The sequence below is a fragment of the Micromonospora sp. CNZ280 genome (assembly GCF_011759515.1).
The window spans coordinates 516,207-529,154 of record NZ_JAAOYP010000002.1 but is presented as its reverse complement, the minus strand read 5'-3'; the positions used below and the strand labels follow the sequence as shown (position 1 = coordinate 529,154).

General features: G+C 75.7%; 3 protein-coding genes. All 3 read left to right on the top strand.

Going from position 1 to position 12,948, the window contains the following annotated elements; all coding sequences use genetic code 11:
- The first annotated feature begins 105 nt into the window (after positions 1-105).
- Genes FHX32_RS17435 through FHX32_RS17425 form a run of 3 tightly spaced genes read left to right on the top strand, consistent with a single transcriptional unit; the run spans position 106 to position 12,833 of the window.
- On the top strand, positions 106-1,044 hold the full coding sequence (locus FHX32_RS17435) for a ParB/RepB/Spo0J family partition protein (RefSeq protein ID WP_208418836.1): 939 nt from the start codon (positions 106-108) through the stop codon (positions 1,042-1,044).
- Between the two features lie 48 nt (positions 1,045-1,092).
- A complete protein-coding gene (locus tag FHX32_RS17430) occupies positions 1,093-7,632 on the top strand; it encodes an amino acid adenylation domain-containing protein (RefSeq protein WP_486481153.1) in 6,540 nt (2,179 codons plus the stop codon).
- Positions 7,629-12,833, top strand: coding sequence for a non-ribosomal peptide synthetase (locus FHX32_RS17425; RefSeq protein ID WP_167183951.1), 5,205 nt, complete (start codon positions 7,629-7,631; stop codon positions 12,831-12,833). Before FHX32_RS17430 ends, FHX32_RS17425 begins: the two co-directional genes overlap by 4 nt.
- Positions 12,834-12,948: the final 115 nt, after the last annotated feature.

The following is a 12,948-nucleotide window of genomic DNA, read 5'->3' as shown; positions in this document are numbered from 1 at the left end:
CACCAGCTCATGCCCAGCACGTCCGCGGCGACGGAGGTCAAGCGACCCATGCAGCCGCCGCGGATCCCGAAGCCGTCTCCATCGCCCGAGAACCACCCCGTCACCATGCTGCCGATCAGCAAGCTGCTGCCGGCGGACTCGCCCCGGCTCTCCGGGGAGGACGTGCAGCACGTCCGGATGCTCGCCGATTCCGACGCCGACCTGCCGCCGATCCTGGTGCACCGGCAGACGCTGCGGGTGATCGACGGTATGCACCGGCTGCGGGCGGCCGTGCTGCGTGGCCAGGAGGAGATCGCCTGCCGGCTCTTCGAGGGCGGCGAGGACGCCGCCTTCGTGATCGCCGTCGAGACCAACATCGCCCACGGGCTGCCGCTCTCGCTGGCCGACCGGGAGGCGGCCGCCGCCCGCATCCTCCGGTCCCACCCACAGTGGTCGGACCGGGCGATCGCCGCCGTGACCGGCCTGTCCGCCAAGACCGTCGGCGTCATCCGGCGGGGTGCAACTGTGGACCAGCCTCAGTTGCCCAGCCGGATCGGCCGGGACGGCCGGGTCCGCCCGGTCAACGGCGCGGACGGTCGCCGCCGCGCCGGGGAGTTGTTCGCGCTGCGTCCCGACGCCTCGCTGCGCGAGGTGGCCCGGCGCGCCGGGATCTCGCCCGGCACCGCTCGGGACGTGCGGGAACGGATCCGCCGCGGCGAGGACCCGATCCCGCCCCGCCAGCGCGGCAACCGGCCCCGGCCGGAGCCGCCGAGCCCGGAGCGGGAGCTGCGCCGGCTGATGAGCGTACGGGGCGGGCCGCTGCGCGATCGGGAGACGATTCTGCGCAACCTGCGGCGCGATCCGTCTGTCCGGTTCACCGACAGCGGACGTAGCCTCCTGCGGTGGCTCGACGCGCGGGCCACCTCACCCGACGGGTGGGAGACGGTCGTGCACTCGATCGCGCCGCACTGCGCGTACGCCATCGCCGACCTGGCCTGCGCGATCGCCGAGGAGTGGCTCGCGGTGGCCGAGCACCTGCGCCAGCGGGCGGAGAACAGCGCCTGACGCGATCCCGTCCCGACCCCGCCCGACCCCTCCACCCCGGGGAGACCGATGGACAGTCACAGCACCCTGCCCGCGACCGGGACGCCGCTGACCGCTGACCGGATGCGTGCCGACATCGCCGAACTGGTGGGCGGGGAGACCGCGCTGGACGAGGCCGGCGGTGACCTGATCGCCGTCGGCCTGGACTCGATGAAGGTGATGCGGCTGGCCGCCCGGTGGCGCGCCGCCGGAGTGGACGTGAAGTTCGCCGACCTGTTCGCCCGCCCCACCTTCGCGCAGTGGCAGGATCTGATCGCACAGCGGCAGAGCGCCCCGGCCGAGCCGGCCGCCAAGGCCGCCCCGGCTTACGTCGAGGTGGACGAGAGCGCGCCCTTCCCGCTGGCCACCATGCAGCACGCGTACTGGGTGGGGCGGGCGGAGAACCTGACCCTCGGCGGGGTGGCCACCCACTTCTACGCCGAACTCGACGGCGCGGCGGTCGACCCGCGGCGGCTGGAGACCGCCGCCCGGGCGCTGCTGCGCCGGCACGACATGCTGCGGGCCCGGGTGCTCGGCGACGGCCGCCAGCAGATCGAACCCGAACCGAGCTGGCCCGGCCTCACCATCCACGACCTGCGGGAACTGCCGCCGGGGCGGGTCGAGGCGGAACTGGCCCGGATCCGGGACGCGCTGTCGCACCGGCGCTTCGACGTGGCCGGCGGCGAGGTCTTCGACGTCGGCGTGTCGCTGCTGCCGGACGGGCGGACCCGGCTGCACCTGAACATCGACATGCTGGTGGCGGACGCGCTCAGCTTCCGGATCATCATCAACGACCTGGCCGCGTTCTACGCCGACCCGGCCGCGGAGCTGCCCGCCATCGGCTACAGCTACCCGCGCTACCTGGCCGACCGCCGGGCCCGGCCGGTGCCCGGCCGGGCGGACGCCGAACGCTACTGGGCCGACCGGTTGCCGCGGCTGCCCCGGGCGCCCCGGCTGCCGCTGGCCGTGGCGCCGGAGAAGCTGACCCGGCACCGGGTCACCCGCCGGCACCACTGGCTCTCCGCCGACCGCTGGGCCCGGCTCGCCGAGCGGGCCCGGGACCAGGGCGTGACCCTGTCCATGGTGTTCGCGGCCGCGTTCAGCGAGGTGCTCGCCGGCTGGAGCGAGGAGCCGGACTTCCTGCTCAACGTGCCGCTGTTCGACCGGGAGCCGATCCACCCCGACGTGGGGCTGCTGGTCGGTGACTTCAGCAACCTGCTGATCCTCGGCGTGCACACCACGCCGGGTGGTTCCTTCCTGGACCTGGTCCGGCGGACCCAGGCCCGGTTCACCGCGGACGCCGCGCACTCCGCGTACTCGGGGCTGGAGGTGCTGCGCGACCTGGCCCGGCGGGACGGCGCCGCGCAGACCCTCGCGCCGGTGGTCTTCACCAGCGCGCTCGGGCTCGGCGAGCTGTTCAGCCGCACCGTGACCGAGCACTTCGGCACCCTCGGCTGGAACATCTCGCAGGCTCCCCAGGTGGTGCTCGACCACCAGGTCACCGAGCACGCCGGGGGGCTGCTGCTCAACTGGGACGCGGTCGCCGAGCTGTTCTGCGACGGCGTGCTGGACGCGATGTTCGACGCGTACCTGCGGCTGCTCGACTGGCTGGCCACCGAGCGGGACTGGTCGGCGCCGACGCCCAGCCTGCTCCCCGCCGACCAGGCGGCGCGCCGGGCGGCGGTGAACCGCACGGCCGGCCCGGAACGGGAGCGCCGGCTGCACGAGCCGTTCTACCGGCACGCCGCCGAGCACCCCGACCGGGTCGCGCTGGTCGCCGGCGACGGCAGCACGGTCGGCTACCGGGCGCTGGCCGAGCGGGCCGACCGGATCGCCGGCCTGCTGGCGGCGCGGGGCTGCCGGCCCGGCGACCCGGTGGCGGTGACCCTGCCGCGCGGGCCGGACCAGGTGGCCGCGGTGCTCGGCGTCCTGCGCGCCGGGGGCGCGTTCGTCCCGGTCGGCGTCGGCCAGCCGGCCGAGCGGCGCGCCGCCATCCACGCCGACGCCGGCGTCCGGCTGGTGCTCACCGACGAGTCCACCCGGGCCGCGCTGGCCTGGCCGTCCGGGACGGCGGCGCTGACCGTCGAGGAGGCGGCCACCGCGGCGCCGTTGTCGCCGGCCGTCGAGGTCGACCCGGAGGACCTGGCGTACGTCATCTACACGTCCGGCTCCACCGGCACCCCCAAGGGTGTCGAGATGAGCCACCGGGCCGCGGCCAACACCATCGAGGACATCGGCGACCGCTGGTGGGTCGGCGCGGACGACCGGGGCTTCGCGGTGACCTCGCTGGAGCACGACTGGTCGGTGTACGAACTCTTCGCCTACCTGTCGGCCGGCGGCGCCCTGGTGCTGCCGCCCGAGGAGGCCCGCCGGGACGCCCAGCGCTGGGCAGAGCAGGTCGACCGGCACGGGGTCACCGTCTGGACCGGGGTGCCCGCCCTGCTCGACATGCTGCTCACCACCGCCCGGCCCGGCCAACTGCGCAGCCTGCGGCTCGCCCTGCTGGGCGGCGACTGGGTGGGCCTGGACCTGCGCGACCGGCTCACCGCCCACGCCCCGGGCTGCCGGCTGGTGGCGCTCGGCGGGGCGACGGAGGTCGGCATCCACTCCACCTGGCACGAGGTGACCGAGGTGCCCGCGCACTGGCGCTCGGTGCCGTACGGCGCGCCGCTGCGCAACCAGCGGGTGCGGGTGGTAGACGCGCGGGGCCGGGACTGCCCGGACTGGGTGCCGGGCGAGCTGTGGCTCGGCGGCGTCGGGGTCGGCCGCGGCTACCGGGGCGACCCGGCCCGTACCGCCGAGCGTTTCGTCGAGCACGACGGCCGGCGCTGGTACCGCACCGGGGACCTGTGCCGCTACCACCCGGACGGCACGCTGGAGCTGCTCGGCCGGACCGACTTCCAGGTGAAGCTGCTCGGCCAGCGGATCGACCTGGGCGAGGTGGAGGCCGCGGCACGGTCGTATCCCGGGGTGGCCCGAACGGTCGCGCTGGTGCTCACCGAGCCGCGCCGGCTCGCCCTGGCGGTGGTGCCGGCGGACGTCGAGCCGGCGGTGGACGACCTGGTGGCGCACCTGCGCCGGCGGTTGCCCGAGCACATGGTGCCCCGGCAGGTCGACCTGCTGACCGCGTTGCCGCTGAACGCCAACGGGAAGGTGGACCGGTCGGCGATCGCCGGCCTGCTGGCCGACCGGCCCGGCCGGCAGGAGACGGAGCCGCCGCGTGGCGAGACCGAGACGCGGGTGGCCGCGATCTGGTCGCAGCTGCTGGAGAACCCGGCCGTCGGCCGCGCCGACAGCTTCTTCAGCCTCGGCGGCAACAGCCTGCTCGCCACCCGGGTGATCGCCGCGCTGCGCCAGGCCGGGTACGCCGACGCCAGCCTGACCCAGCTCTTCGCGACGCCGACGCTGGCGGAGTTCGCCCGGCACCTCAGCCCCGGCCGGCCGGCGCCCGCCACCGCTGTGGCGATCCGGGCGGACGAGGAGCACCGGCACGAGCCGTTCGGCGCCACCGAGGTGCAGCGCGCGTACTGGCTGGGGCGGCGGCCGGAGTTCACCCTCGGCGGGGTCGGCTCGCACTGGTACTGGGAGTTCGAGGGCCGCGACGTCGACCTCGACCAGCTGGAGTCGGCCTGGAACCGGCTGGTGGCCCGGCACGGGATGCTCCGGGCGGTCTTCGACGACGACGGCCGGCAGCGCGTGCTGCCCGAGGTGCCGCCGGTGCGGATCCGGGTGACCGACGCGGGGACGGACCCGGAGCCACTGGTCGCCGCGATGCGCGCGGAGATGTCCCACCACGTCTTCGCCACCGACTCGTGGCCGCTGTTCGACCTGCGGGCGGTCCGCTCGGCCGACGGCGTCACCCGGCTCGGGGTGAGCCTCGACTTCGCGGTGCTGGACGCGCTCAGCATCATGATCCTCTTCGCCGAGCTGTCCCGGCTCTACGCCGACCCGGAGACGGTCCTGCCGCCGATCGGGCTCTCCTTCCGCGACGTGCTGCTCGCCGACCCGGTCGACCCGGCCCGCCGGGCGGCGGCCCGCGACCACTGGCTCAAGCGGATCGACGAGCTGCCCCCGGCGCCGCAACTGCCGCTGGCCCGGGACCCGGCCCAGCTCTCCGGACACCGGTTCAGCCGCCGGGAGTGCCGGCTCGACGCGACCGACTGGCGGCGGCTGACCGACCGGGCCGCGCGGCACGGCGTCACCGGCTCCACCGTGGTCGCCACCGCCTTCGCCGCCGTGCTGCGGGCCTGGAGCGCCGCGGAGGAGTTCACCCTGAACTTCACCCTCTTCGACCGTCCCGAGGTGCACCCGGACATCCACCGGGTGGTCGGCGACTTCACCTCGCTGCTGCTGGTGGCCGACCGGCCGGAACCGGGGGAGAGCTTCGCCGCGGCGGCCCGCCGGTTGCAGCGGCAGGTCTGGTCCGACATGGAGCACAGCGCCTACTCGGGCATCTCCGTGCTGCGCGAGCTGGCCCGCCGCACCGGCGCGCCCGAGGTGCTGATGCCGGTGGTGTTCACCAGCACGCTCGGCGTCCGGGACGCCACCGAGCACCGCTTCGACCTGCGCACCCCGTTCGGCGAGTACCGCACCGGGCTGTCCCAGACCCCGCAGGTGCTGCTCGACCACCAGGTCACCGAGCACGACGGCGGGCTGCTGCTCAACTGGGACGCCGTCGACGAGGCGTTCTGCCCCGGCGTGCTGGACGCGATGTTCGCCGCGTACCGGGACCTGCTGGTCCGGCTGGCCGGGGCGGCCGACTGGGACGCACCGGCCCGGGTGCCGCTGCCGGACGCGCAGGCGGCGGTGCGCCGCCGGGTCAACGACACCGCCGGCCCGCGCTCGGGCCGGCTGCTGCACGAGGGCTTCCTCGCCGCCGCCGCGGCCCGGCCCGACGCGCCCGCGCTGGCCTGGGGCGACGACGGCGTGCTCGGCTACGGCGAGCTGGCCGACCGGGCCGGGCGGGTCGCCGCCGCGCTGCGCGCCGCCGGGGTGCGCCCCGGCGACCGGGTGGCGGTCACCCTGCCCAAGGGCCCCGGGCAGGTGGTCGCGGTGCTCGGCGTGCTGGCCGCGGGCGCGGCGTACGTGCCGGTCGGGATGGACCACCCCGCGCTGCGCCGCGACCGGATCGTCGCCGACAGCGGCGCACGCACCGTGATCGACGCGGCGTTCCTCGACCGGGCCGGCGAACACGCCCCGGCCGAACCGGTGGCCGTACCGCCCCACCAACCGGCCTACGTCATCTACACCTCCGGCTCCACGGGCGATCCGAAGGGCGTGGTGATCTCCCACGCCAGCGCTGTCAACACCGTCGAGGACGTCAACCAGCGGTACGGCGTCGGCCCCACCGACCGGGTGCTGGCCGTCTCCGCGCTCGACTTCGACCTGTCCGTGTACGACCTGTTCGGGCTGCTCGCCGCCGGCGGCACCGTGGTGCTGCCGGCCGAGGAGGAGCGCCGCGACCCGGCCGCCTGGCTCCGGCTGGCCCGCACCCACCGGGTCACCCTGTGGAACAGCGTCCCGGCCCTGCTCGACATGCTGCTCACCGAGGCCGGCGACGACCTGCCGGCGGCGCTGCGGCTGGCCCTGGTCTCCGGCGACTGGGTCGGGCTGGACCTGCCCGGGCGGCTCGCCGCGGCCGGTGCCGGCCGGTGCCGGCTGGTCGCGCTCGGCGGCGCCACCGAGGCGGCGATCTGGTCCAACGCCTTCGAGGTGACCGAGGTGCCGCCGGGCTGGACCTCCATCCCGTACGGCTTTCCACTGCGCAACCAGTGCTACCGGGTGGTCGACGGGCCCGGCGGGGACCGGCCGGACTGGGTGCCCGGCGAGCTGTGGATCGGCGGCGCCGGGGTGGCGCTCGGCTACCACGGCGACCCGGAGCGCACCGCCGCCCGGTTCGTCGAGTACGCCGGCGAACGCTGGTACCGCACCGGCGACCTGGGCCGGTACTGGCCGGACGGGACACTGGAGTTCCTCGGCCGGGTCGACCACCAGGTGAAGGTGCGCGGCCACCGGATCGAGCTCGGCGAGATCGAGACCGCGCTGGAGAGCCACCCCGCGGTGACCGCCGCAATCGCCTGCGCGGTCGGCGAGCGCACCCGCCGGCTCGCCGCCGCGGTGACCACCGTCGGCCAGGTGGACCCGGACGACCTGCGCGCCCACCTGGCCGCGCGGCTGCCCGACTACATGGTGCCCCGGCAGCTGGCGGTGCTGCCCCGACTGCCGTTGAGCCCGAACGGCAAGGTCGACCGGGTCGCCGTCGGCGCGGCGCTGGCCGGCGCGGCCGGCGTGGCGGTCGCGGAGCCGCCGCGCGGGCCGACCGAGGAGGGGGTGGCCGGGCTCTGGCGCGGCCTGCTCGACCTCCCGGTGGTCGACCGGGACGCCAGTTTCTTCGCCGCGGGCGGGGACAGCCTGCTCGCCACCCGGTTGGTCCAGCTGATCCGGCAGCGGTTCGGCGTGCAGATGTCGCTGCGGGAGGTGTTGAGCGCGCCCTCGGTGGCCGGGCAGGCCCGGGTGGTCGCGGCGCGGCTCGACCAAACCGGGGCGACCTTCGAGGAGGGGGTGCTGTGATCGAGCCAGCGGTCACCGTGTCGGAGCTGGTCGACACCCTGGAGGCGCACGGCGTCGAGCTGTGGGAGGAGGACGGCCAGCTGCGCTTCCGGGCGCCCCGCGGGGTGCTCACCGAGGAGCGCCGGGAGACGCTGCGGGCCCGCCGCCCGGAGCTGCTGGCGTACCTCAAGGGGGCGCCGACGGCCGGGCTGGAGCCCGACCCGGCGGCGCGCCACGACCCGTTCCCGCTCACCGACATCCAGATGTCCTACGTGCTGGGTCGGCGCAGCGCGTTCGCCTACAGCGGGGTGGGCTGCCACGCGTACGGCGAGCTGACCTTCCCCGACCTCGACGGCGACCGGGTCGCCGAGGTGTGGCGGATGCTGGTGCGCCGGCACGACATGCTCCGCGCCCGGATCGACCCGGCCGGGTCGCAGCGGATCGTGCCGGACCCGCCGCCGCTGGTCGTCCCGGTGCTCGACCTGCGCGGCCGTGGCCCGGCCGCGGTGGCCGCGGCGATCGACGGGGTCCGCGCCGAACTGGACCACCGGGTCTACCCGCCGGACGGCTGGCCGCTGTTCGAGGTCCGGGTCACCCGCGCCGACGACCGCGCGGTGCTGCACCTGTCGATCGACTTCCTGGTCGCCGACTACGTCAGCATCCAGCTGCTGCTCGAGGAGTTCACCCGCTGCTACCACGACCCCGGGCACCGGCTGCCCCCGCTGGAGCTCTCCTTCCGCGACTACCTGCTCGGCGAGCGGCAGCTGCGCGGCACCCGCCGGTACGCCAAGGACCGCGAGTACTGGTGGCACCGGATCGACACGCTGCCGCCGGCACCGGAGCTGGTGGTGCTCGGCGACCGCCCCGCCGAGCCGGGCGGGGTGCGGTTCCGCCGCTGGCGGCTGCACCTGTCCACGGAGGCGTACGAGGGGCTGAAGCGGCTCGCCGCCGATCGGGGCGTCACCCCGTCGGTGGCGGTGCTCGCCGCGTACGCCGAAGTGATCGGGCGGTGGAGCAAGGGGCGCCGGTTCCTGCTCAACCTGACCATGCTCCGCCGCCTGCCGCTGCACCCCCAGGTCGACCGGCTGGTCGGCGACTTCACCTCGGCGGTGCTGCTGGAGGTCGACGGCGACGCCGGCGCCAGCTTCGGTGAGCGGGCCGGCGCGGTGCAGCAGCAGCTCTGGGCGGACATGGACCACCTGCTGGTCAGCGGCGTCGAGGTGCTGCGCGAGCTGGCCCGCCGCCGGGGCCAGGACGCCGCGCTGATGCCGGTGGTCTTCACCAGCGCGCTCGGGCTGGGCACCGCCGGGGAGTCCGGCCCGCAGCGGGTCGGCTTCGGCTACGGCATCAGCCAGACCCCGCAGGTCTGGATCGACTGCCAGGCGCTGGAGCGCTCCGACGGGCTGGTGGTCAACTGGGACGTCCGCCAGGGCATCTTCCCCGACGGCATGGTCGAGGCGATGTTCGGCGCGTTCCAAACGCTGGTGCGCCAGCTCGCGGCGGGACGGCGGTGGGACGACGCGGACCCGGTGGAGCTGCCGGCCGACCAGCTGGCCCGGCGGGCCGAGGCGAACGACACCACCGCCCCGCTCACCGGCGCGCTGCTGCACGACGGGGTGGTCGCGCAGTGCCGGCGTACCCCGGCCCGGCCGGCGGTGATCGGCCCGGACCGCACGCTGAGCTACGGCGAGCTGCTGGCCCGGGCGGCGGCGGTCGCCGACGCGCTGCGCGCCGCGGGCGGCGCACCGGGCGACCTGGTGGCGGTGCTGCTGCCGCCCGGGCCGGAGCAGGTGGTGGCGGTGCTCGGCGTGCTGCTCGCCGGCGGCGCCTACCTGCCGGTGGACACCCGGGCCCCGGTGGCCCGCAAGGAGTCCCTGGTGGACGCCGCGGGCGCCCGGTACGCGGTGACCACCGCCGACGCCGAGGGCCTGCCCGCCGGAGTACGCCGGATCGTGGCCGACGGGCTTCCGCCCGCCGACCAACCGCCGGCGCCGGTCGGCGTCGCCGACCGGGACACCGCGTACGTCATCTACACCTCCGGCTCCACCGGCCGGCCCAAGGGCGTGGTGATCCCGCACCGGGGCGCGGTGAACACCGTCGAGGACATCAACCGGCGGTTCGCGGTCGGGCCGGAGGACCGGGTGCTCGGCCTGGCCGGGCTCTCCTTCGACCTGTCCGTCTACGACATCTTCGGCCCGCTGGCGGTGGGTGCGGCACTGGTGCTGCCGGCAGCCGACCGGCGCGGCGACCCGTCGCACTGGGCGGAGCTGATCCGTGACCACCGGGTGACCCTGTGGAACTCGGTCCCGGCGCAGTTGCAGATGCTCGCCGACTATCTGGCCGTGGCGGACACCACCGGGCTGGACTCGCTGCGCCTGGCGATGCTCTCCGGCGACTGGATCCCGGTGCGGCTGCCCGACCAGATCCGCGCCCTGCTCCCCGGCCTGGTGCTGCACAGCCTGGGCGGCGCCACCGAGGGGTCGATCTGGTCCATCGGATACCCGATCGACGAGGTGCCGGCGGAGTGGCCGAGCATCCCGTACGGGCGGCCGCTGACCAACCAGACAATGCACGTGCTGGACGAGGCGTTGCGGCCCTGCCCGGACTGGGCGGTCGGCGAGCTGTACATCGGCGGGGTCGGCGTCGCGGACGGCTACCTCGGCGACCCGGAGCTGACCGCGCGGCGGTTCGTCCGCCACCCGGTCACCGGCGAGCGGCTCTACCGCACCGGCGACCTGGGCCGGTACCTGCCCAGCGGGGACATCGAGTTCCTCGGCCGGGAGGACCTCCAGGTGAAGATCCGGGGGCACCGGATCGAACTGGCCGAGATCGAGGCCGCCGCGCAGTCGTACCCGCCGGTCGGCGCCGCGGCGGTGGTGGTCGAGGGCGACGCCCCGCTGGAGCGGCGGCTGGTCGCCTTCGTGGAGCCGGCCCGCCGCGCCGAGGGCCCGGCCGACCCTGTCGACCTGGCCGCCTCCGCGGTGCGGGAACTGGCCGCGATCCGCGCCGAGCAGGACGGTGAGCAGGCCGTCCGGTTCGCCCGGCAGCTGGACCGCACGGCGCTGCTGGCGATGATCCGCGCGCTGCGCGACCAGGGACTGTTCACCTCGGCCGAGGTGGGGCACACGGTGGACGAGGTGATGCGCACCGCCCGGGTGGGCGCCAAGCACCAGCGGCTGATCCGGCGCTGGCTGGCCGCGCTGGAGCGGCACGGGCTGATCCGGCGCGACCCGGCCGGCCGGCTGCGCCCGGCGCCGGAGAGCCTGACCGTCGACGCGGACACCGTGCGCGCCGCGTGGCAGGAGATCGACCGGATGCAGGACGCCGGTGGCCTGCGCACCGAGCTGGTCGGCTACTTCCGCACCGCCAGCGCCCACCTGCCGGAGCTGATGCGCGACGAGGTCGACCCGGTGCAGCTGCTCTTCCCGCAGGGCCGGTTGGACATCCAGGAGTCGGCGTACCAGGGCAACTTCCTCAGCCACAGCCTCAACCGGCTGGTCGTCCGGGCGATGTGCGACCTGGCCGCGGCCTGGCCGGCCGACCGCCCGATGCGGGTGCTGGAGGTCGGCGCCGGCGTCGGGGGCACCAGCATCGACCTGATCCCCGCGCTGGACCGCTACCCGGTGCGGTACGCCTTCACCGACGTCTCCCAGTTCTTCCTGAACAGCGCCCGGGAGCGGTTCGCCGACTACCCGTGGGTGGACTACCACCTCTTCGACCTCAACGTGGACTTCCGCGCGCAGGGCATGACGGCCAACAGCGTGGACGTGATCCTCTGCGCCAACGTGCTGCACTACGCCCGCGACGCCGGCCAGGCGCTGGCCCGGTTCCGGGAGCTGCTGCGCCCCGGCGGCTGGCTGGTGTTCATCGAGACCACCCGGGACAACTACCAGATCCTCACCTCGATGGAGTTCCTCTTCGACGCCACCGCCGGGGACTTCGCCGACGTGCGGGCGGGCCGGGACGAGACCTTCATCTCCGCTCCGCAGTGGCGGGAGCTGCTCGCCGCGGCCGGCGCCGCGCCGGCGGTCCAGCTCTCCGCGACCGACGCCGCCCTGGACGCGATAGGCATGCACGTCTTCGCCGCCCGGTTCAAGCCCGACCGGGTCGACGTCGACCCGGCGGCGCTGCGCCGGCATCTGGCCGAGCGGCTGCCGGAGTACATGCTGCCCAGCCGGCTGGAGGTGCTCGACGCGATCCCGCTGACCGCCAACGACAAGGTGGACCGGGCCGCCCTGCGCGCCCTGTTGCCCCGGGCGGCGGCCGCCCGCGGCGCCGGATCCGCCGAGCCCAGCGGTGAGCTGGAGACCGCCATCGCGGCGATCTGGGCCGACGTGCTCAACGTCGAGCGGGTGGGCCGGGACGACGACCTGTTCAGCCTGGGCGGCGACTCGCTGCTCGCGGCGCAGCTGGTCGGCCGGATCCGGGACGACGTGCCGGCCGCGTCCGGCGCGCTCTTCGACACCATGCTGCGGGACCTGCTGGAGGGCGCGACGGTGCGTACGCTCGCCGCCGGGCTCACCGGCGGGGACACCGCCGAGCCGGTGACCGGGCCGGACGCGGCGCCCGCCCTGCCGTTCCCGGTGCCGCCCGAGGGGCCGGTCCGGCTGGAGCTGCCCGGCGACGCCGCGGTCGAGGACCCGGAGCGGCGGGCGGCCGGCTACCTCCCGGCGCTCCGCGCCGAGCTGCGCGGCCGGCCGGTGGAGCTGACCGGGCGGGACCTCGGCGGCGTACTGGCCGCGGAGCTGGCCCGGCAGCTCGGCGAGGCGGGCGTGACCGTCAGCGGGCTGACCGTGGTCGCCGGGCTGCCGCTGCCCGACGGCGCGCCCAGCGAGCTGGTCGGCGAGTACCTGTTCACCCGCGAGCTCGGGGTGGACCCGGCCGACCTCGGCCTGCCCGGCGAGGCGGAACTCGCCAGCGCCGTGGAGGCCGGCGACGAGAGCGTCTTCGGCGCGCTGGCCGCGGAGCCGGCCGACTGGCGGCTGGCCCGGATCGCCGCCGTGCTCGACGTCGACCCGACCGAGCTGACCGCCCGGCACGCCGCGTTCCGGTCCGCGCTCGACGCGCTGGTCCGGCACGGGCCACCGCTGTACGCCGGCGACCTCACCCTGGTGTTCGACTTCGACCGGTCCCGCTGGCCGCAAGCGGCGGCGCGGGTGGAACGGCGCTGGCGCGAGGCCTGCCTCGGCGAGCTGCGGATGGTCGACGGGGCGCAGCCGTGAGCGCGAGGAGTGCGCCGGGGTTGCGCGCCCCGCAGTCGCGAAACGAAGGGTGGGCACCGGTGAGCGCGAGGAGTGCGCCGGGGTTGCGCGCCCCGCAGTCGCGAACGAAGGGTGG

Coding starts and splice junctions, on each gene's coding strand:
- FHX32_RS17435 (WP_208418836.1), top strand. CDS start 106: ATGCTGCCGATCAGCAAGCTGCTGCCGGCGGACTCGCCCCGGCTCTCC.
- FHX32_RS17430 (WP_486481153.1), top strand. CDS start 1,093: ATGGACAGTCACAGCACCCTGCCCGCGACCGGGACGCCGCTGACCGCT.